Annotated in this window: 10 protein-coding genes; 9 read left to right on the top strand and 1 reads right to left on the bottom strand. The window is 48.1% G+C overall.

Annotated elements, in window-relative coordinates:
• Window positions 1-216: 216 nt before the first annotated feature.
• Window positions 217-1,626 (top strand): chromosomal replication initiator protein DnaA, encoded by a 1,410-nt coding sequence (gene dnaA, locus L6468_RS11865; RefSeq protein WP_091818483.1) that lies wholly within the window; start codon window positions 217-219, stop codon window positions 1,624-1,626.
• A 64-nt stretch (window positions 1,627-1,690) separates the two neighbouring features.
• Entirely contained in the window at window positions 1,691-4,543 is a 2,853-nt protein-coding gene (locus L6468_RS11860; protein WP_237793400.1) for a hypothetical protein, read from the top strand.
• A 20-nt stretch (window positions 4,544-4,563) separates the two neighbouring features.
• Here L6468_RS11860 and L6468_RS11855 read toward each other — a convergent pair whose 3' ends face one another.
• The gene (locus tag L6468_RS11855; RefSeq protein ID WP_237793399.1) at window positions 4,564-6,981 is read right to left on the bottom strand and encodes a rhamnogalacturonan lyase; all 2,418 of its coding nucleotides are present in this window, start codon (window positions 6,979-6,981) and stop codon (window positions 4,564-4,566) included.
• 221 nt (window positions 6,982-7,202) lie between these two features.
• On the opposite strand from L6468_RS11855, the gene L6468_RS11850 reads away from it, so the two are divergent.
• From L6468_RS11850 to L6468_RS11820, 7 genes are all read left to right on the top strand, one after another.
• A complete protein-coding gene (locus tag L6468_RS11850) occupies window positions 7,203-8,912 on the top strand; it encodes an Ig-like domain-containing domain (RefSeq protein ID WP_237793398.1) in 1,710 nt (569 codons plus the stop codon).
• A 75-nt stretch (window positions 8,913-8,987) separates the two neighbouring features.
• A complete protein-coding gene (locus L6468_RS11845; protein ID WP_237793397.1) occupies window positions 8,988-10,847 on the top strand; it encodes a polysaccharide lyase family protein in 1,860 nt (619 codons plus the stop codon).
• A 4-nt stretch (window positions 10,848-10,851) separates the two neighbouring features.
• Window positions 10,852-13,116 carry a glycosyl hydrolase 115 family protein gene (locus tag L6468_RS11840; RefSeq protein ID WP_237793396.1) on the top strand — a complete coding sequence of 755 codons (2,265 nt, stop codon included), beginning with the start codon at window positions 10,852-10,854 and terminating at the stop codon, window positions 13,114-13,116.
• Window positions 13,117-13,126: 10 nt separating this feature from the next.
• Window positions 13,127-13,942 (top strand): SGNH/GDSL hydrolase family protein, encoded by an 816-nt coding sequence (locus L6468_RS11835; RefSeq protein ID WP_237793395.1) that lies wholly within the window; start codon window positions 13,127-13,129, stop codon window positions 13,940-13,942.
• Between the two features lie 243 nt (window positions 13,943-14,185).
• The gene (locus L6468_RS11830; protein WP_237793394.1) at window positions 14,186-15,565 is read left to right on the top strand and encodes a rhamnogalacturonidase; all 1,380 of its coding nucleotides are present in this window, start codon (window positions 14,186-14,188) and stop codon (window positions 15,563-15,565) included.
• Between the two features lie 102 nt (window positions 15,566-15,667).
• Window positions 15,668-20,248, top strand: a complete 4,581-nt coding sequence (locus tag L6468_RS11825) for a rhamnogalacturonan lyase family protein (protein WP_237793393.1) — start codon at window positions 15,668-15,670, stop codon at window positions 20,246-20,248.
• A 135-nt stretch (window positions 20,249-20,383) separates the two neighbouring features.
• Window positions 20,384-23,161 (top strand): hypothetical protein, encoded by a 2,778-nt coding sequence (locus tag L6468_RS11820; protein WP_237793392.1) that lies wholly within the window; start codon window positions 20,384-20,386, stop codon window positions 23,159-23,161.
• The last annotated feature ends 12 nt before the right edge of the window (window positions 23,162-23,173 follow it).

Below are 23,173 nucleotides of genomic sequence, written 5' to 3'. Positions count from 1 at the left end.
ACTTTATATCCCACAAGGCCTTTTCTTGACGAAAAAGCGTGAAACACTATAATTACCCTAAATATAGCTAGTTACGTTATTTGTACACACATTATCTGTTTTTTAACTATTTGCAGGTTTCGATTTTTTTTGCGAACTTTGCACTCGCAAGTCATAATCTTGCCATTAAGGAATAGCGAATTTAATAGTAAACAACTAAAAAATAATAACGCCTAGATGCAAAATAGTCATAAGGCGCTTTGGGACAACTGCCTGCATCTCATCAGCCAGAACGTCACGAAGCAGATCTTTAAAACGTGGTTCGAGCCAATCGTCTTCGAGTCTTACGACGAGGAAGAGAAGACCGTATTGGTGCAGGTTCCAAGTCCGTATATCTACGAATACTTGGAGCAGTACTACGTGCGTCTGATGGCGTGGGCACTTCAGAATAGTTTCAAGGCTAATGTGCGTCTGAAGTACCGTTTGGTTACCGACAAGGAGAATAAGAAGAATCAGGAGTGGGAGAGTGATGCACCCAGTGATATCGAGGCACCCCGTCCAACAACACGTGGCAATAAGTCGCCTACGGTTCTTGATGCAGCCGTGCCCCAGAACTTGAATCCTCAGCTGGATCCCAAGAAGACGTTTGATAATTATATTGAGGGAAACTCCAATAAACTGCCACGCACGGTAGGTCTGTCTATCGCAGAGCATCCGGGTAAGTCGACCTTCAACCCATTCTTTATCTATGGTCCTTCCGGTTGCGGTAAGACCCATCTGATCAATGCCATTGGTGTGCAGTGCAAGCGTATGTATCCGCAGAAGCGTGTGCTTTATGTCTCTGCCCGTCTGTTCCAGGTACAGTTCACGGACTCTGTGCGTCAGAATACCACGAATGATTTCATTAACTTCTATCAGACCATTGACGTGCTGATTGTTGATGATATTCAGGAATGGGTTAATTCTCCCAAGACTTTGGATACCTTCTTCCACATCTTCGATCATCTGTTCCGCCTTGGCAAGCAGATTATTCTGGCAAGTGACCGTCCCCCTGTGGACTTGGTTGGCGTGAAGGACCGTCTGCTCACCCGCTTCTCTTGTGGTCTGATTGCAGAGCTTGAGAAACCTAACGTGCAGCTTTGTGTGGATATTCTGAATTCAAAGTGCCGTCGTGATGGCTTGAAGATTCCTATGGAGGTGATCCAGTTTGTTGCCCAGACAGCCAACGGTTCTGTACGTGACCTGGAGGGTGTGCTCAATTCCCTGATGGCCTACAGTATTGTCTATAACTCTAATATTGACATGCACCTGGCTGAGCGCGTTATCAAGCGTGCCGTGAAGGTGGACAATCATCCCCTTACCATTGATGATATCCTGGAAAAGGTATGTCAGCACTTTGGCGTCTCTCAGCAGCATGTGCTCAGTAAGAGTCGGAAGCGCGATTATGTGCAGGTGCGTCAGGTATCAATGTATCTGGCTCAGAAATACACGAAGATGCCAGCATCACGTATCGGTCAGCTGATTGGTGGCCGTGATCACTCTACAGTGATTCACAGTTGCTCAGCTATCGAGCAGCGCATGAAGTTGGACAAGGCTTTCGTGGAAGAGTTGAATAGCATTGAACATTCCTTTAAATTAAAATCATAAAAATTGAAAAGGCTGGTTAAACGAAACTGGCCTTTTTTCGTCATTCATATAAAAGATGTGCACAATGACTAAATTACTACTCTCTATCCTATTGCTTTCTTTGACGGCTGTCAGGTCGTATGCAGGTGGTATTGATGATATCCGTCAGGCATTAGAACATTCGTCGGTTTCGCAGATACAGGAAAAGGTGTTTGTCCATACGGATAACCAGTGCTATTTCGTTGGTGACACACTATGGTATAAGGCTTATGTCGTGAGGGCTGATAATCTGCAGCCCACCGATATGAGCCGTATTTTGTATGTGGAACTGTTGTCGCCCGACGGATTGGTTGTGGAGCGTCAGAATATTATCATCAACTCTCAGGGGTATACCTGCGGACAGTTCACGTTGCGTGACTCGCTCTATTCTGGTTATTATGAGTTACGCGCCTATACCCGCTGGATGCTCAATTTCAATGTGCGTCATCATCGTTATCGTAGGGATGAGACCTGGTCGTTCTATAATAAGCAGATGGCTGCCGACTATTTCCGTGTATGGGACGGCCTCTATTCGCGTGTGTTTCCTATATACAGTAAACCAGAGGAGGCTGGCGACTATGATGTGCGCAGTATGTACCAGCGTCCTAAGACCCGTATTCCTAAGCAGAAGAAGGAAGACCTGATTGTAACATTCTACCCCGAGGGTGGCCATCTGATACAGGGCGTGGAAAACCGTGTGGCTTTCGAAGCCGTCAACCAGCATGGAGAGGCAGCCAATATCACGGGTACACTTAGTGCCGATGGTATGCCGGATATGGAAATCAAGACGGAGTATATGGGACGTGGCTCCTTTACGGTGACGCCGTCAGACAAGCGCCTTAAGGCCCGTTTTACCTTCCATGACAAAGAATATAGCTTCAGTCTGCCAAAGGCTGAAAAGGAGGGCGTTGCCATACAACTGGAGGATAATCAGGTCACGATTCATATGCGTCAGCTGCTTCCTGAGTGTGAGTATGGCCTTTCTGTGCTGTGCAGGGGAAAGCTGAAGTATTTTACAGGTATCACAGGGTTTACTAGTACGACTAGTTCAACTAGTTTAACTAGTACAACCAGAATCACTCTTCCCATCGATTCCTTGTCTACTGGCGTGAATGACCTGACCATCTTTGACAGCAACGGTCAGATTCTGGCAGACCGCCTGTTCTTTGTTAATCGTCATGAGAATGATGGAAATATCGTCACAGCAGAGATCGATCCCACCCATACCTATCAGCCTTATGAGAAGGTAGATATCCCTGTGCAGTTGGCTGCAACGACAGAACCCACGGTATTCTCACTTTCCATCTTTGATACCAATACGGACGAGCCAACCTATAATGACGGTAATATTATGACCGACCTGCTCCTTTCCAGTGAGCTGAAAGGTTTTATAGCTTACCCTGCCCATTATTTTGAGAGTGATGATGCTCTGCACCGCCGCCATCTGGATCTGCTGATGATGGTACAGGGCTGGCGTAAGTATAACTGGGCGGAACTGAGTGATACGGCTCGTCAGATGCGCTATCAGCCGGAAAAAGGTATGACGATAGAAGGCTATGTCTATAAGATGCTAAGCTTGAATGAAGTTGAACCCGACGAAATACTCAACTGGCAGGATGGCGTAGGTGTGCTGGGACGTAAGGCTGCAGAAGAACAAGACCCCGTTGATCCTTTTGGGGATAATACTGATAGCGAAGATGCCCTGTTGTCATCTACGGACGAGATTCCCGACATGGAAGATACCTGGACGTCAGCTTCGACTTTTGAATATGGTTCTATCGGTAATGCCAATGATCACCTGGGCGTGAATCATGGCAATCTGCGGCATGAGGTGCTGATAGAGGCTGAACTTTCTGTTGGTGGTGTCTTTGTTGGCGGTGTGCAGAAGACAGAGGGAGGACATTTCCTTTTTGACGTGCCCCCATTCTATGGCAGTGCTTATCTGAATATGAAAGCCTATAAGGAGAACGACTCTATCAAGAAGAGTATGATGGCCAGAAAGGATTCGAAGGTCCTGGACGAGGATGCCTTCCCCGATTTCTATGTGAAGCGTGAGTTGTTCTTCCCCATGTACACTCATGACTATACCTATTACGAGAAGCACCAGCCGGAATATACTGACGAGATGCTAATTGATACTGTGTCAGAATTCTCTATGGAGAATGATGTGCATCAGTTGCAGAATATTAATGTGAAAGGTCGTCGCCGTGGCCGCAGGGCTATTGACTGGAAAAAGCCTGCCTTCGTGATGGATGCCTATGAACTTTACAATGAGGTTACCGATCGCGGACTTTCATTCGGTAAACTGGATATGCGCCAGTTCCCTGTACAGGTATGTAAGTATCTGTATGGAAATATGAACCGCTATGTGAAGTTCAATGTTGATGGACGTATTGACGGTTCAACTTATTATCGTAACTATTCCCCTGTTACGAATGGTGCTTCAGATGCAGAGAAGGCCGGTATCTTCCGTGCTAATCGCACCTCACAGTCGCTCTATAAGAAACTGAAGTTGAAGCGCCTGCAGAATATTCGTGTGTTCTCTGACTACGAACCCCGTACGGAAGACTCCACAATGGTAGTCAGCAGCCTGTTGGCTGACGCTACGGTGGAGATGGAAACAATTCCCAATGATGGCGTGCAACCATCGTTCCGTGACCGTCATATTGTATTCAGGGGCTTCAATATGGCTGAGGATTTCTATCAGCCCGACTATAGCAATCGCGCGCTCGATGAGAAGCCAGTAGACTATCGTCGCACCCTCTACTGGAATCCCAATGCCGTGACCGATGAACAAGGACGTTTCACTGCCACATTCTATAATAACGGTAAGGAGACCCGCATACGAATGACCGCCGCCGGGGTTACCAGCGACGGTCGGTTGATGCATTCGAAATAAGTCTGTTCGAATTAAAACGTTTACGGTTTAACGAAAATCTTTTTAGCCCTATTGCCTTGGCGGATAATGTTGATGCCTGGCTTTAGGGCTTTTTGCTGTCGTCCCTGCAGGTCGTAATACAAATCGTTGGATACAGGCTCGTTGTTCACCATCTCTATACCAGTGGTATTTACCGAGTGAATCGTAATCGTATCGGCTACGCTGCCACCGCCCAGTTGCGTTAAGCCTATGGCAATCTCATAGTCGCCAGCCTGGTCTGCGACACCCTTCAGCGTGTATATCTTGCTGTTGGAGTCGAAAGAGCGCGTCATGCCATCGGGCAGAAGGTATGATTTCTTGGTACCATCAGGCAGGGTGCTGGTCTTCAGCGTCACCGACTTGACGTAGCGGGTCTTGATGTTAAATTCAAATTCCTCACCCATGTTGACGGTAAACTCTTTCTCCAGGAACAGTGGCTGCATGGCATCAGGCAGGTAGTAGCCCAGGTGAGGCGGCTGGTTGTAGGCCGTGTTCTGCCAGCAGATGCCCATACGGTAAGTATGGTCGTGCATCAGGGTAGGCATGCGATAGTTGCTGGTAGTGACAGTGCTGTAGATGTTCAGTGTGGCATTGTCGGTAGTGCTCCATAGGATAACCTCCTCACGCCAGTCGCCGAAGATATCTGCCGACAGGCACGGTGTCGCCTTTGTGCCGTTGCATGATGACGGACTGCCGATATTGCCAATCGGTGTGGAACCGACGCCCAGTGTAGAACCACCATATTTCGAGATAGTCACACCGTCAAGCAGTTCGTCCTGCAAGTCGCCATCCCAGTAGATACGGAAGTTCATTGACGGCTTGCTGGTGCCCACCTGTGTTCCTGTGATGGCATTAAATGGGTTCTGGATGCGTGCACTGCTGTCAAATCCGCCATAAGCCGACCAGAATTCCTGTCCTCTCTTATCTGCTACGATGTCAGCAGCGCAGCCGCGTCCATTATCCTGTCCGCTCTGTCCGCCCTTCCATATAATCTCTCCGGTAGCAGCATCGTGCATATCCCAGGCATACGTACCTTTCTCCTCATGTACATCAAACAGTTCCAAACCAGGACGGTCCGGGTCGAGGTCGGCCAGATGGATTGCATCGCCATGACCGAAACCTACCGCATAGAGCATCTTTCCGTCGTCATCACATGCTGCCGAACCCCAGATAATCTCATCCTTTCCGTCGCCGTCGACATCAGCAACCGACATGTTGTGGTTGCCGTTGGCGTACATTGTGTAGCGTCCCAGTCCGGAGAAACACGTCTTTCCAGTATACGTCTTTGTGGTGCCACTGGCATCCATCACCTTGTACTGCGTCTTTGTGTCGCTCATGTGGAGCCAGCGTGTCTTCAGCTGAGTACCATCGAAATCCACTGCCCAGACATAGGCGTAGGTATAGTAGCCACGGCAGAAGATGCCGGAAGGATTGCTGTCGGGTCCGTCGAGATAGGCTGTGGCGGCGAGGTAGCGTTCGCCGCGGTTGCCATAGCTGGCCTTATCAGTCTTGCCCGAACGGTCATCCCAGTTGAACGAGCCCGTGGCCTCGCTCAGTTCGGCTTTCGCATTGCGGGTAGGGTAGTAGGCAATGGTGTGGATGGCTTCTCCTGTAAGGCCGTTGAACACGGTCAGATATTCCTGTCCGCCGTCAATGCGGCCATCGCTGTTGCGCCAGTCTTTTGTGTTTGATGCCGCCTTTATCTTCTCGTCGGTAGCCGCCTGATTCACGTAAAGCCCTTTACCGTCTTTTGATCCGGGTGCCGTCTTGCACATCAGCTCCGCCTTGCCGTCGCCGTCGTAGTCATATACCTGGAACTGCGTGTAGTGGGCACCGGCTCGGATATTTACCCCCAAGTCAATGCGCCACAGTTTGGTACCGTCCAGCTTGTAGCAGTCGATATAGACATTATCCGTCTTGCCGCCCTGGGAGTTATCTTTTGAGTTGCTGGGGTCCCATTTCACAAATATCTCATACTGCCCGTCGCCATCGACATCGCCCACCGAACAGTCGTTGGGCGAGTAAGTACCGCCTAAGGCTCCTGTTGCGGGATGGTCTAACGTCAGTGGCAGATAGTTCTTGGCCCAGGGCTTCACGATATTGGAAGTGTCAACAGCCTCGCCGTTCACTTTCGTCACCACCCGGTATTCAGAACTGGCGTTGCCACCCGTTGTCTCGTAGCAAGTTGTATAGACATCCTTGGCGATGGCAATGCCATTGCGCAGGATGTCGAAACGGATATCGTCCTCATTGTCAGTGCCCAGCATACGCCACGAGATAAAATGTTTTGTGTTAGTCGATGGGATGACCGTGAGGCCGCGATCCAATTTCTCCATCTGGCTCGCAGGCGTGTGTTGTGCCTGGATGCTAAGTGCCGTCAAAGACAATAGGGTCAATGTTTGTAGTTTGATTCTTTTCATATTTATCGTTAGTTTTTAATGTAGTATTCCTGTCTCATTTATTTGCAAAGGTACACCTTTTATAATAAAGTTGAGATTGCAGAATGTTAAATCTTTTAAAATTTGAACTGTTTTATAATAAGCTAATGGAAATTTATGTACCTTTGCAACGCTTCTGTGGTGTACGCACACTGTGGATTCTACCAAACTACGGATATATATCTAACTAAACATAAGTACTAATGAGAAAAATTTCTACGCTTGCCTTTATGGCATTTTTCTGCTGCATGAGCGCTATGGCTCAGGTAGTGTTGGGCGACATCAAGTTTAGCATCAAGGATGGTGCTAAGCTGAATCCCACAACAGGTAAGATTACTGTGACATTCCCTGATGTTACAGGAGTTGAGGATCCTACAGCGTCAACTCTCTTCATTGCAGGTAATTTCGGTCCTGAGAATGATTTTGATGCAGAGGGTACTCTCGCAAGTGGTATCACTATTGACTTTGCTGATGATTACGGCTTGGAGCCAGGCACAGAATATACCTTGACAATTACATCTGTGAAGGTTGATGGTGCTGAGCTTGCTGCAGAAGGTGGTTACAAGCTGAACTTCAAGACTCGTGGTTCTGAGCGCAAAATGTCATGGACGTTTGTAATTGACGAAAAATCTTGTACTCAAATTATGGAAGAGGGTAATGCCAATACCGAAGGTGATGCGACAAAGTATCAGCCTGTTGGTAGCAAGAATCGCTGGTATGTTCCTTCCCGTAACTACGAAGAGATCATGCTCCCAGATGGTACAGCCCTGCCTATGACTGAAGATTTGCTGTTTAAGTTTGGCAATAAATCGTTCTATGTAGGTGAGTATAATAATGGTTCATATAAAGACCGCATTTGTTTTAATAACAACAATCAAATGCTGGTCATCCCCGATTGTAAAGTAGGCGATGTTATTACATTTAGCGCTTTACGTTCTTCAAAAAATAATACTTATATTCAGGCTATGGACGGTTGCGCTCTTGCTCCAGAAGGCTTGGTGTCTACTGTTACAGGATTGAAAGACTCTATTCCTATGGGTTCTGGTCTGGCCAGTCATAAATTTGAGGTTCAGGTTGAAGGCGATGTGACCTTCAAGATTGGTAATACCTTGATGACTGCTATTACTATTGAGGAAGGTCAGGAAAAGCTTCCTCGCAACTATAATGTTGTAGCAAAATTTGTAGATGAGGAGAAAGAGGTCACTCTTAAAGAACTTGTAGGAAAGACAGAAGGTACTACTGGTTCAACCGTTAAAGTAAAATATCCTTTCTGGCTGACTGATGCCGATGGCAATGCTTATACTCACGGAACAAGAGGTTCAGAATTCGTAGAGTCGTTTGATTTGAAGAATGGCGAAGGTGATACAACGTTTGTTGTCAACTACAACAAGACCGCCTTCTCAGGTGTCGCATTCCTCTCAGAAGGTGAGGACCTCACAGGTGCTACGCTTTGCGGTAGTAATAATGCCGTAGTGCGTTCTTCTATGGGTAAATCAGCTTATTTTGCTGAGGATGTGAATCTCTGCACATTGCAGCCCGGTTCATATAAAGTTCGTGCCGTGATCTTCGATGCAACATCAGCTCTTGGTTATACCGTAACTCTGACTAAGGGTGAGGGCGTAGAGAATGAGATTTATCTCACATCAACCCTCGTAAACTTCTCAGAGGTCGAGTCTGACTTGTTTGAGATCACAGAGGCAACTAATATCACTCTGAAGGCTGGTGGTAATGATACCACAGGTCTTGATGCAATCATGATCTACGCTTCTACCGATGCTCCTGAGGATCCCGATGGCATCAGCGAGGTGAAGGACGCTAAGAAGGTTGTGGCCCGCAAGGTGGCTAAGGATGGTCGCATCCTGATTCAGACTGCAGCTGGTACCTTCAACGCTGTTGGTGTACAGGTAAAGTAATTCAAATATAACAATACGGCCACGAATTTCGTTGGATGAATACCCCGCGAAATTCGTGGCTTTTTATTAAAACTTATGACTAAACTACTACTATCATTATCTGCTTTTCTTCTGTCGTTGGGTGCTATGGCAGCCGATGGTGATGTGACGATGACAGTCAGCGGCATGACAACCAAGATGTCTGACGGCACGTGGAGTATTACCATTAACAGCAACGGACGTGTCAGTTCATTGCAGCGTAAGGGTACAGAGTTCCTGTCGAGCAATGGCATCTATTTCGACTATACCACATCCGAAGGCAACAAAGGTCTCAGTCCCTCGAAGGTGACTGTTATCAAGAATACTGCTGAACATTGTGAGGTGCTCTATAGCGCTACCTCCGGCAACACCATTTTTGAACAGGGATTTATCATGCGTAAAGGTGTGCCCGGCCTTTATTCGTATGTCATTGCTACGGGTACTGCAACCTCTGCTAACGAGCCAATCAAGGAGGCACGTGTCTGTGCCCGCCTGAGCGACAATATGCTGAATGGCTACGTGGACTGGCGCATGAACGGACGTATCCCCTCGAATAGCGAGATGGCTACTGCCGAAAAGGAAGAGAATACGATTCAGGACGCTACCTATTATCTGAGCGATGGTAGTGTCTATACAAAATATAACTGGGCCAACTATATTGAGCGCGATACCCTGCACGGCCTGCGTGACAATACCTACTATGGCCTCTATAATATCCCCGTGAGCTACGAATGGATTAATGGCGGATGCGAGCGTCAGGAACTCACCGTCCATGCCACCAGTAAGTCGCCCATCACCATCCAGATGTTGCAAGGCGAGCACTTCGGTGGACAGGCAATGGTGCTGAACGAGGGCGAGCAGAAACTCTATGGCCCGTTCCTTATCTGCACGACCTACAGTAAGAATCCTGTGACCAGTGCCCGTAACCAGTGGGCAAAGGAGGTGGCAGAGTGGCCCTACCAGTGGTTCGAGAACGACCTCTATCCCCGTGAGCGCGGTACGGTGCGTGGTCATCTGAATGTGACCACAGGCCAGCGCAACGACAGCGTACGTGTTATCCTGGCTCAGGAGAAGGGAAAAGATCCCCTGACAATGATGCACGGTTATCAGTTCTGGACACTGACCGACGCAAATGGCGATTTTGAACTGAAGCATGTACGTCCTGGCGACTATAACCTCTTTGCCTACGCGAAGGCTGGCGAGGTGACCGATATGCTGGAGCAGGATGATATCACCGTCAGCGCAGGCGACAATGACCTGGGCACTATCTCGTGGACACCCAAGAAATATAGTGAGATGCTGTGGATGATTGGTCAGAACGACCGACGCAGCAGCGAGTTCTGCCTGAGTGATGTCCCCCGTCAGTATGGCCTTTGGGAACAGGTGCCACAGACGCTGACCTATACCATTGGCGAGAGCAAGGAGAATACCGACTGGTATTATGCCCAGACCAAGGACGGCACATGGACGGTGAAGTTCAATGTGGATGAGCGCCCCTCCGGGCGTGCTTACCTCACGGCTTCTATCGCAGGATGTGCCAGTGAGAAAGCCACTGTTGCCGTGAAGCTCAACGGTACGGTGAAAGCCACGTGGAAGCCAGGCTATAAGGATGCCTCAGTCTATCGCAGTGCCGTGAACAGCGGCCGCCATTATCTCTATACCGTTGACTTCCCCTGCACCGATCTGAAGGTAGGCACTAACCTCATTACCTTCCAGACCAGTAACACAGGTGGCAAGAATGGCATTCTCTATGACTGCATCAAACTGGAGGCTGGCAGTCTTGTCACCTCTGGCGTGGAAGCCATCCGTGAGTCTGTGGCTGGCAGCAGCACCCCCTTTAAGCATATCGTCAACGGGCGTCTTGTGATAGAGCAGGCAGGTCACCGTTATTCACTGACAGGAACAATACTTCAATAGTAAGATGAGACACAGACTACTGATACTCCTTTTTCTTGGTGTATGCCTTTCTTCGATGGCCTCCAATGTGGTGTGGTTCGACGGGCAGCATTCTGTCAGTTACCAACTGGCAGGCAGGGTTGACCCTGTTGTGAAGCAAGCCCTCCGGATGTTTTGTGATGATATGCAACTGGTGACAGGCATGAAACCTGTTGCGGCTCGTGAGGCCGCCATCCGTATCATTCAGGGCAAGGGCAGTGATGATGGCTTCTGTTTGAGTGTGCAGAAAGGTCAACTCGTTGTCGAGGGACATAATGCCCGTGGCACGGCCTATGGGCTGTTGGAGCTATCGCGTATGGCTGGTGTCTCTCCTTGGGTGTGGTGGGGTGATGTGCGTCCCTATTCCCGATCTACTCCAATCTCTGTGGCCGACACCTTCTGTATAGAGCATACACCTTCTGTGGCTTATCGAGGCATCTTCATTAATGATGAGGACTGGAGCCTGCGTCAGTGGTCCAAGGATAAGATGGGACCGCAGACCTATCGTCGGCTCTTTGAACTGATGTTGCGTCTGCGTGCCAATACCATCTGGCCTGCTATGCACGAAGGCACGCCAGGCTTCTTTACCGTACCTGGTAATCGTGAGATGGCAGACTCGTTTGGTATTGTTGTAGGTTCTTCCCATTGCGAACCTTTGCTCAGAAACAATGTGGCAGAGTGGAACCGTGATACCCGTGGCTCGTATAACTATATCACCAATCACCAGCAGGTACAACAGTATTGGATAGAACGCCTGAAGGAGGTGAAAGGTTCAGAGAAACTCTTTACCATAGGCATGCGTGGCATCCACGACGGGGCGATGGAAGGTGTGAAGACCAAACAGGAACAACTCGCGGCTCTTCAGCAGGTCATCGACGATCAGCGCCAACTTATCCGGCAGTACTACAGTAAGAATGTGGAGCAGGTGCCTCAGGTCTTTATTCCTTATAAGGAGGTGCTCGAGATTATGGAGAGCGGACTGCGTGTGCCCGATGATGTCACGCTGATGTGGTGCGACGATAACTATGGTTACTTGACACGCCTGCCCGATGCCAACCAGCAGAAGCGCAGGGGTGGGGGAGGCGTCTATTATCATCTCTCTTACTGGGGACGTCCCCATGATTACTTATGGCTGACTACCACCCAGCCCGGACTTATCTATCATGAGATGCGTACGGCCTATGACCACAACTGTCGTAAGCTTTGGATTGCCAACGTGCATGATCCGAAGGTGGCGGCGTATGATTTGGAGCTGTTTCTGGATTTGGCATGGGATATAAACTCTCCACTAGATCTGCATTTGCAGCGTTGGCTTTGTACGCAGTTTGGAGCACAGGTTGGTAATGCTGTCTTTCCTGCTATGAAGGAGTTCTATCATCTCAATGCTATTCGTAAGCCAGAGTTTATGGGCTGGACGCAGGTTGAACTCGATAAGAAGAAGTATCCTGGAGGAAAGTCGGTACCTGACTATACGGAGTTTTCCTTGCAGGAAGGCTATGAGCGCATGGAAGCCTTTGCCCGTATAGAGGCAGTTGTTGATACCTGGCGCCCGTTGGTGAATGTGGGACGTCAGGATGCCTACTTCGCCCATGTGCTCTATCCCGTTCATGCTGCTGCGGCAATGACCCGGAAGATGTTGGCTAATGAGCCCGCCAGTTTGCAAGCTTACGAGGAAATACAACAGTTGACAGAGCGCTATAATGCCATGAATGGCGGCAAATGGCGTGGCCTGATGTCGGCAGCCCCTCGCGACCTGCCCGTTTTTGGAAAAGTGCATACCAAGTTCCCGCAGCATCCTTCCATAGGACGCCTGATAGCCCGCAATGCCTGCGACTACCAGACAGCCTCAAATGGCGTGTCTGTAGTCTCCATGCTGGGTCACTCGATGAATGCCGTAGCTCTAACAAAAGATGCTGCACTTATGTACGATTTCGATAGCCCATCCGAGGGCGAGGCCGTTCTCTATACCGCGATGATACCTACCCAGCCCAGCAATCGTGGCGACCTGCGTTATCAGGTGACGATTGATGACCAAGAGCCTGTCGTCATCTCGCTGAAGACGCCTTATCGCTCGGAGCGCTGGAAACAGAGTGTCTTGCGGGGACAGTCGTTGAATAAGACACCTGTTCATCTGGCCAAGGGTCCGCATACGTTGAAGATAAAAGCCCTCGATGAGCACATCATCGTTGACCAGTGGATGATAGACTTCTGTCCCAATCGACAGTTTTATGTAATTCCTGTAAATAAATAACGAATAAGATATGAAACGTTTACTGATTAGTTCTTTATTTGTCATATGTCAACTGTCATTAGGCTTTGCCCAGCCCAGTACCATCGTTCAGCACCCTTGGCAGGGTAAGCGTGTGGCTTATTTCGGTGATTCTATTACCGACCCCAATAATAAGGCGTCGAAGAAGAAATTCTGGGGCTTGCTCTCTGACTGGCTCGGTATCGAGGCCTACGTCTATGGCGTGAGTGGACGCCAGTGGAACGATATCCCCCGTCAGACGGATAAGCTGCTCCGTGAACATGGACAGGATGTGGATGCCATCATTGTCTTCATGGGTACCAACGACTATAATAATGGTGTGCCAGTTGGTAAGTGGTGGGACGAGCACGAGGCACAGGTGGAGTACGGACACGGACAGCCTAAGAAGATGGTGACACGCCGTCAGCGCACCCCGTCAATGGATCCCAATACCTATTGCGGACGTATCAATATCGCTATGGACTCCCTGAAGCGTACCTTCCCCACGAAGCAGATAGTGCTCCTCACGCCTATCCATCGTGCCGACTTCCATGCTAACGAGAAGAACTGGCAGTGCGACGAGTCGTATACCAACCAGTGTGGCGAGTATCTGGATGTCTATGTTGAGGCTGTGAAGCAGGCAGGCAATATCTGGGCAGTCCCCGTTATTGACTGGAATGCCCTGGGTGGACTCTTCCCCTTGATGGACCAGTACGCTTCCTATTTCAACAATGCAGACACTGATCGCCTGCATCCCAATGATAAAGGGCACGAGCGCTTGGCCCGTACCCTCTATTACCAGTTGCTTGCCCTGCCATGCGTATTCTGATAGTCCCAGACTACGCCTGATTGTCGAGCAAATAGACCTTAGAACTCTTACTGCCCTCGCTTCTGATTCCAGAGCGAGGGTCGTTTTCTTATCCCACGTCGTGGAAATAAGAATAATGTTGCAGATAATACCTTTCTCTTAACGTGTTTGTTCAAAAACTATAGGTAAAAGGCAAATTTTAGGTAGTGCTTTTCTTGCTTTAAGTCAATAAATGCACTATCTTTGCACCCAACAACTACGTCTATGAAACAACTACTGATACAACTATTCTTTCTTTTGTGCTGTGGCGCAGTTTCTGCCACAGGCGTTTACAACGTGCGTGATTTTGGTGCTAAAGGTGACGGACAAACGCTGGACTCACCTGCGATTAATGCAGCCATTGAGGCTGCTGTTCGCGATGGAGGAGGGCAGGTGTTACTGCCTGCAGGCACCTATCTATGTGGTAGTATCAGGATGAAGTCCAATATCGACCTGCATCTTTCGGCTGGCTGCACCATCTTGGCAGCACCTGCAAAGATGAATGCCTACGACGCATCAGAGCCGTTCGATTTCCCAGAGTATCAGGATGGCGGACATACCTATTTCCATAATTCGCTGATCTGGGCTGAAGGCGAGAAAAACGTCAGCATCACTGGTCACGGCATGATTGACGGTAAGGGACTCACGCACAAGGATACAGAGAATAGCGGTAATATCCAGGGTGGCTCTATCGGCACAGGCGACAAGGCTATCGCTCTGAAACTATGTCGCCAGGTGACGATTCGTGACATCACCATCTATCGTGGAGGTCACTTTGGCATTATCATGACAGGATGCGACCTCTCAACCATTGATAATGTAACTATCGACACGAATCGTGATGGCTTCGATATCGACTGTTGTAAATATATGACCATTACCAATTGTCGTATCAACACACCGCGTGACGATGCCTTAGTGCTCAAGTCCTCGTATGCCCTGAAGAAGCCTGTGCTCTGTGAGCATATCGCTATCAGCAACTGTAATATCACAGGCTATAAATGTGGCACGTTGCTTGACGGCACCTATATCCCCGAACCTGTCAACTGGGTGTGCGGACGCTTTAAGTTGGGCACGGAGAGCAATGGCGGCTATCGCAATATCTCACTTACCAACTGCACCTTTATGTATAGTAGTGGACTGGCTTTCGAGGAGGTGGATCAGGGCCGGATGGAGAATATCGTGGTGTCGAACATCACGATGAGTCACGTACATCATTATCCTATTTATATTACTACGGGCTGTCGAAATCGAGGTCCCAAGGAGGTGACGACACCTTCTACGGCTCGCGATATCCAGATATCCAATGTCATAGCCGATGACTGCGACTCGCTTTGCAGCATCATCGTTACAGGTATGCCTGGCGTTCCTGTGAAGAATGTGTGGTTGTCAAACATTCGTCTTTACTTTAAAGGCGATGGCACAAAGGACTTGGCAGATAAGAACTATCGTGAACAAGGCACGAACTATCCTGAGCCGAAATTCGCTGGATGGACGCCTGCCTATGGACTCTATGCCCGTCATGTAGATGGGTTGTATGTGAATGATGTGACTTTCCGCTATGAACTCCTGACTATCGGCCTGCCGTGCTGCTTGATGACGTGAAGAATGACGTGATACGACATCTGGATGCGCCGACGGAAGAGGGCGTTGAACAGGTGATAAGAAAGTAAACTGAGAAAACAAACAAATCAAAAAAAGAAAGATATGAAAAAGGTGTTATTGGGACTTTTTATGGCTGTGGTAGCTGTGAATGCTCATGCACAGCGCATTGCCGACAATCTGTCACGTGGTCTTGTGGCTATTCCTCAGGGTGACAAGACAGGTCAGGATGATCGCTATGGCGTGTCTGGAACTGGTATTTTCGTCAGTTGGCGTATCCTGCCTACTGAATACTACGACACGAAATATAATCTGTATCGTGGCACAGAGAAGATTGCCAGCAACCTGACGGTTTCAAACTATCAGGACAATAGTGGTACGAAGACATCCGTCTATAAGGTGGTGCCTGTGATTAGGGGAACGGAACGTACTGACCTGGCTGCTTCATGCACGCCTTGGGATCACCAGTATTGGGAAATTCCTGTGGCGGCGGTGACTAATCGTAATGGCGATGATGTGACTTCTGGCTATACGCTGAACGACTGTTCGGTGGCCGATGTCGATGGCGACGGACAGATGGAGTTCGTGGTGAAGCGTCGTAACGACTCTGGTAATCTGCGTGAGTCAACCAACAAGACCGACTTCAACCGTCATGAGTGTTATAAGATGGACGGCACGCTGCTCTGGTCCATAGATATGGGACCCAACCTGATGGCAGGACCTGATGAGCAGTTTGACCTGATTCTCTATGACTGGGATCAGGACGGCAAGGCCGAGGCTCTGATGCGTGGTGCCGATAATATGATTATCCATACGGCTACGAAGGGTGATATCCAGATTGGCAACATGAACTATTATGCGCCACGTGATGAATATACCAAGGCTGGTGCAGAATACCTATTATATATGGATGGTGCTACGGGTGTGCCCTATGCTTGGGATGGTAATGCCAACTGGACGCCTGAGGCCTATCCACTACCTCGTTTTGAGAGTGGCGAGAGCGACTATGCTGCGGTTTGGGGTGCTAACGATACAGGCCACCGTGCAACCAAGCATTACTTTGGTGCACCTTATCTGGATGGTCGTAATGCCAGTATCTTTTTGGGACGTGGCTGTTATACGCGCCATAAGTTCTGTGCCCTTGATGTGAACAAGGAGACCCACGAGTTGACGCAGCGTTGGCGCTGGAATTGCTACGACGGCAATTCTCCTTGGTTTGGTAATGGTTTCCATAACTTCGCCATTGCTGATGTGGATATGGATGGACGCGATGAGATCGTATTCGGCTCCATGATGATCGACGATACGGGCTATGGACTCTCTACCACGGGCTTTGGTCATGGTGATGCCCAGCATTGCGGTGATTTGGATCCCTATCGTTGGGGATTGGAACAGTTCGTCTGTTTGGAGGGTTCTACGGTGCCAGGCATTGCCTATACCGATGCCACTACGTCAACCTTGCGCTATACCACAGGTGGCGGCAGTGACAATGGTCGTTGTATGGCAGGCAATTTCTATCATAATATTCCTGGTGCTATAGGTGTCTCTGGTGGGGCTGGCATCAGTCTCGTAGCTGATAAGGCTTCTAATCACACAGGCTTCTCTGATGATCACGTCAATATGCGTGTCTATTGGGATGGCGATTTGCTCGACGAGTTCATGGACTCACCAGGTACAGAGAAATCACCATGTGTCTATAAGGCACCTGGTCAGAATGAGGTAGGGACAAACCGCAGTTATGCCAACAGCCGTTGTTGGATGGGACAGGGTAACCTGAACAACTCTTCAAAGAACAATCCCTGTTTCTTGGGCGATATCCTTGGTGACTGGCGTGAGGAGATTGTTACCCGCACCAGCGATAAACTGATCATTCAGACTACGAGTTATCCTTCCCCTTGGGGTATCACCACTTTGTGGGCCGACCATGAATATCGTAATGCCATGGCGTGGCAGTCGGTAGGCTATAACCAGCCGCCTCACCCCAGTTTCTTCCTTGGTGAGATGGAGGGTATCACCAAAGAGCCTCCTGCTGTAGTGATGGAAGGACGTACGGAGGTATCGGGAACTATTCAGACTACGGATGACCATCTGCTGATTTCGGGTTATGAGAACAAGTCTATCGCTGTAGCCGATGGGGCTTCACCTTATATATTAACGGTGAATGCACCTGCATGGGTGAAGGGTAGTGGCGCACAGCAGGCTGTGGCAAGTACCCCTAAGCAACCTGCCCAGACTGTTGAGACCTATACCACAACGCTTACTGGTGGTGCCTTTAGTGGTGCTACGCGTATTATTAAACAAGGTGAAGGCATTCTCGTGTTGCCTAATGTCACAGAGAAGCATACTGGCGAGACGAATGTATGGCAGGGAACACTAGTGTTTGATGGTAAGATGGAGTCAAGTCCTGTGTGGCTGAATCGTCATACCACGCTGATTAGTAATGGCGGACAGTTTATGGGAGGCTTGAAGGCTGACTATAACGCTACCATTTATCCTGGCGGAAAGGATAATGTGGGGGCTATTACTGCCTCTACGTTGGAACTGGGCTTTGGTTCCCGCATCGTCATTGACGGTAGCAACGGACAGCTGGATAAAATCAATGCCAATACGCTGACCGTCGAAGCCAAAACGGATGACGTCTGGAAAGAGTTCGGTCCACGCTATAAGACGCCTGTGATTCTGCTTAACTATGCAGGCACACTGGAAGCTGGCACTTACGAGTTGGGTTCTATCGGTAGTGTTAATGGTGATGTGTCTGATCTGCTCATTGAGGGCATAGGCAATAGTCTCAAGGCTTCTCTGGCTTATCAGGATGGTAAACTGCTGCTTGTTGTTGAGGGCATGCGAGAGGCTGGACAGGTAACATGGAATGGAATCAGTGATAACAGCATCTGGCAACAGGCTGTCAGCGAGAACTTCCTTTATGACGGACAGGCCAGTTATATGGCTTCAGGCGATGATGTAGTCTTCGATGATAACGCAGCTTCTACCAATGTTGTTATCAGTGGTGCCGTCAGTCCTAAGTCGGTGACATTTAATAATGAGACAACGAACTATACGCTTTCTGGTGATAGTATCGTAGGAATGGGATCCATCATCAAGAATGGTAATGGGAATGTCATTTTCAATAACTGGAATCATATCGGCTCTACAGTTGTCAATGGTGGTAAGCTGACGGTGGCTATGCTGGCTAATAATGCTGGTCAGGATTGGGGTTCACTGGGTAGTGCATCTTCACCAATCACACTGAATGATGGTACCACGTTGGTAACCAATGGTACAATCATCACAGACCAGACGCTGAATGTCAGTGGTGAAACAACGATAGAGGTGCCCAATGGCAAGAGTGTTATCTTCAACAAGGCCATCAAGGGCAGTGGTGCAATAGTCAATAAGACTGGTGCTGGTTCGCTGGAGTTGGGTACGGTGACGAATACCTTTGCCAAATTGGTTGTCAAGGCAGGTACTGTAACCAGCAATTACAATTCGTCATACACTGAGACACTGCCAAAAACTGTAGAGTTCCAGGGTGGCACAATATGGGGTGCAAACAACGAGAGTACCAATATCAACAACTCCACAAATTTTGTCGTACCACAAGGTAAGACGGGTTCTTTCTACAGCGGATTCCGTTCTACCTATACTGGTACACTCACAGGTGCTGGTACTTTCAATGTCTATACAGGTGGCGTGCGAGCCTACTTCAATGGTAACTGGAGTGCTTTCGAGGGTACTATTAATATAGGTAAGAACAACCGTCAGAACAAGAAGAGCTATGATCCAGAGTTTCTGTTGGGTAATACCAACGGTATGCCAAAGGCTGTGGTTAATGTGAATGCCAATGCTCGCCTGCAGAATCAGGGCAAGAGCATCCGCGTGAAGAAGTTTGGTGGTACGGGGGCCTTGGTTGGTACGGGCACATGGATTGTGGACTGTGATGAGAACTTTACACTGACTACTGAGGTGGGTATCACCTCGGAACGTACTGATGACTATGGCAATACGATAGCTGTGAGCGCATCGCCTCTGACTAAACGTGGTACGGGTAAGATGACGATGACGGAAGGTAAGATGAATGGTGTGCTCACTATTGAGAATGGTACGGTGGCAGCTTATAAGTATAAGCCAGCCTCGTTGCTGAATGGTTCAAACAACACCATCGTGAAAGGCAGTGGACGTCTAGCTGGACAGATGCTGCTCAACAACCTGAGTGTGCAGAGTGGGGGAGAAGTGGTTCCTTGCGCTTCGGCAGTCATTGAAACCTCTCCTGGTACTATTACTTGTAATAATACCATTACTGTTAACGATGGTGCCGTAGTCAACTTCCTGGTGAATGCGTCGAAAAACTCTACGCTTACCACGAAGAACCTCACCATAAACGGAACAATTAAGGTGACATTTACTGCCAGTCGTGAACTGAATGTGGGTGATGAATTAAAGCTTTGGACAGTCAGCGGCACGTTCAGTGGTACGCCTAAGTTCGAATTGCCAGAAGCCTATACATGGGATACCAGTCGTATCAGCGAAGGCATCATCAGCGTAACGGCAATTAGTACAGGCATTCGTTCCTCTTTTATCGATGCTGATTCAAAGAATGTTTACGACCTGCAGGGGCGCAAGATAAATGGTCAGCAAACTAAGGCAGGAATCTACATTCGTGGTGGTAAAAAGGTCATTATTAGGTAGTAGAGTACAAAAAGTATAGGAAAAAGTCAAATTTTAGGTAGTGCTTTTCTTGCGGTAAGTCAAGAAAAGCACTATCTTTGCAGCCGAAAACTACGAATATTATTCATTTTTAAATATCAACTAAAAACAAAACTTATGAAAAAACGTTTACTTTTGGCCTTTATGGCAATGAGTGCAGTCGCTTCAGGTTACGCACTTGAGCGGGGTGAGTTCGTCTATACCCCTCAAGGACGTTTCCAGATTACGGGTGCTAATGTGAATGCTAACAACGCATTCCAGGATTTATCAGGTTGGACTGTAGTTTCAGCTTCTAATGACAAGACATTGGCTGACAACTTCAATGTTAATGCCAATGGCTATGCAGAGGGTCTGAACTCGGTGGTAAGTCTCGATGCAACTGCAGGTGAAGGTATGTACTTCAAGTTTGAACCTTCTGATGCAAGTACAGCTTATGTCGTAAGCTACAAGATGAAAGGTGCAACAGCTGTTTCAACTCGTGTAAAGACTTATGCCGTTTCTACAAACCTTGCAAAGGTTGAGGGTAACTCTGATAATACTTTTGGTGGTACTAATGATGTGCTTGTAGTCAATACTGCTGAGGAATTGACCGATAATTGGCAGACTTTCAACTATGCTATCGTAGGTGACGGTACTTCTCGTACCTATTTTATCTCATTCACTGGTATGGCTACCAACATCGAGATCGCTGACGTGCAGATTGCTCCTGCTGTGCAGTTTGCTGACCTGCGTCAGCGTGACGCTATGCTGGAGAAACTGAAAATTTACAAGAACTGCTATGCCTGGCCAGAGGGCTTGCTTGATGATTTCTCTATGAATGAGACTATCTCTAATCTTGAGGCTATCGGCGACGAGTCAGGTCAGGCTACGTTGGATGAGGCTCTGGGTACTGCTCAGGAAGTTCTTGATGAATTTATCAAGGCCAATATGGACGACTTCTTGCCTGATGGTGCTTACACTGCAACAACGAATGGTGCAGGTACTCCTAAAGTCGATATTAAATTCAGCAATTGGTTGGCAAAAGTTCAGAAAGCCATTACTTGGGGTGATTGGAATTGTCTGCCTGAAGGTCGTGGATTCTGGGAAAAAGCTGACCAGGGTTGCGCTGATTTAGGTCACTTCCAAAATGGTGCAAAATGGAATAATGGTTCTCCTGATAGCCCAATGGGTGTTTATACACAGAAAAATCTTGATCCCGGTTCTTATGTTTTTGGTATCGAGAGTAGGGCATGTTTGCGTGAGCCTAAGAAAAATGACTGGAGTGATGAAGATGGTTTGAAGCCTGCTTATGGTGTAGCATATATTGTGAAAATTGTTGACGGCCAGGAGACTCCAGATACTATCGCATCTGTTGTTAAGGGACTATATCCTACTAAGATGAGTCAGTTCTTTGTTACTGCAGAGATTAAAGAGGCCGGCAAATATGAGATTGGCTTTAAGGCATATTGTAAGGACACTCACAAGGATTTGACACAGGGTTCTGTAACATACATTCGTAATGCTTCCATTTTTGGTAAGACCGAAAATCAGTATAGCCAGAAACAGTTGGGCTATGAGGCTGATGTACGCGAGCAGATTACTACTGGTCGCACACAACTGACCACCGCTAAGGAGAATATTGCAAATGCAGAATATCTCTGGGGTAAGGCAGAACTGCAGGCTTGTGTTGACTCTGTTGAGACAAAGATTGCTGCTTATGAGCTGATGGATCAGGATGCTATCATCGCTACTTTTGAAGATGATTATGCAAAGTCAACCACTGAAGAGACTGGCTATTTAGTATGTACTATCTATCAGGCAGCTGTAAAGGATATCATTGCTGCTAACAAGAAGTTCATTGCTGTGAATGACACGCTTGCTTCAATTCAGGTTGCCATTGACAGAGCTGAGGCTACTTTGAGTAACCGTCTCTATAATGCAGCTACAGGCATGGATGCTCTTCAGTCAGCTATTACCAAGGCAAAGGGCATTCAGGCACAGATGAAGGCTGGTCAGTACAGCGAAGAGAATGCTGCTGCTATCGTGGCTGCTAATGCCGAGTTGGCAGAGGCTGTTGAATTGTTCAAGACGACTGTTCCTGCAAGTGCAATTGCAACTGTCGCTGACATTGATTTCTCTCAAATGGCTACAGAGACTACAGTCAGTGTAGAAGGAACCGATGTATCTCAATGGATTATTCCTGGTGCAGTTAATCAGATGGTATTGCCAAACTATACTGAAGATGCTTCTGGTACCACTTATGGACAAGGTTTGTTTAGCAACGGCGAACGTATTCTTGCCGACACACTCCGCGTGGGTAATGGCGAAGCCGTTGTGGATATCCCCGAAGATCAGCAGGTTGGTGGTACAGATATTCTGAAGATAGACTTTGATTACTACTTCGGTAATCTTGTAGGTAAGTATGCTGGATTTGTTCTTAAGAATGGTACAGACGCTATTGCAGAGTTCTTCTTCACTTCGTATAATAGAGAAGCAAGTGCTAATACTTTCGGTCTGGATTACTCTGCAACTTATATTCCGGGAATCGGTGATCGTAACAATTTCAACGCAGCAATTGCCGCAGCTTCTAATAAGACCCATTTTGAGGTAGTCGTTGACTACGGTACACAGTTGATGTATTGTTCTACTGTGGCTGCAAAAGGATCACAGACTACCACTCCCGTAGCATTTGATGGTTCTAAGATGGCTAAGTTTATCGTAAAGAGTGATTATAATAATGCTGATCGTCGTTGCTGGTTTGACAACCTGAAGATCCAGCGCATCAAGGCTGATGCCGTTACAGGTATCACTGAGGTGAATGCCGCTGCTAAGGTGAAGGCTCCTACCAAGGTGCTGAAGAACGGTCGCATCATCATCAATGGCAAGTATGCTATCAATGGTATGCTGGTGAAGTAAAAAACTTCCCCT

It is taken from the genome of Prevotella communis, from assembly GCF_022024115.1.
GTDB classification, from domain to species: domain Bacteria; phylum Bacteroidota; class Bacteroidia; order Bacteroidales; family Bacteroidaceae; genus Prevotella; species Prevotella communis.
This window is presented reverse-complemented; position numbering and strand designations above follow the sequence as displayed.

Bases quoted from the DNA above. Each gene is read 5' to 3' on its own strand.
- dnaA (WP_091818483.1), top strand. From the start codon at position 217: ATGCAAAATAGTCATAAGGCGCTTTGGGACAACTGCCTGCATCTCATC.
- L6468_RS11860 (WP_237793400.1), top strand. From the start codon at position 1,691: ATGACTAAATTACTACTCTCTATCCTATTGCTTTCTTTGACGGCTGTC.
- L6468_RS11855 (WP_237793399.1), bottom strand. From the start codon at position 6,981: ATGAAAAGAATCAAACTACAAACATTGACCCTATTGTCTTTGACGGCA.
- L6468_RS11850 (WP_237793398.1), top strand. From the start codon at position 7,203: ATGAGAAAAATTTCTACGCTTGCCTTTATGGCATTTTTCTGCTGCATG.
- L6468_RS11845 (WP_237793397.1), top strand. From the start codon at position 8,988: ATGACTAAACTACTACTATCATTATCTGCTTTTCTTCTGTCGTTGGGT.
- L6468_RS11840 (WP_237793396.1), top strand. From the start codon at position 10,852: ATGAGACACAGACTACTGATACTCCTTTTTCTTGGTGTATGCCTTTCT.
- L6468_RS11835 (WP_237793395.1), top strand. From the start codon at position 13,127: ATGAAACGTTTACTGATTAGTTCTTTATTTGTCATATGTCAACTGTCA.
- L6468_RS11830 (WP_237793394.1), top strand. From the start codon at position 14,186: ATGAAACAACTACTGATACAACTATTCTTTCTTTTGTGCTGTGGCGCA.
- L6468_RS11825 (WP_237793393.1), top strand. From the start codon at position 15,668: ATGAAAAAGGTGTTATTGGGACTTTTTATGGCTGTGGTAGCTGTGAAT.
- L6468_RS11820 (WP_237793392.1), top strand. From the start codon at position 20,384: ATGAAAAAACGTTTACTTTTGGCCTTTATGGCAATGAGTGCAGTCGCT.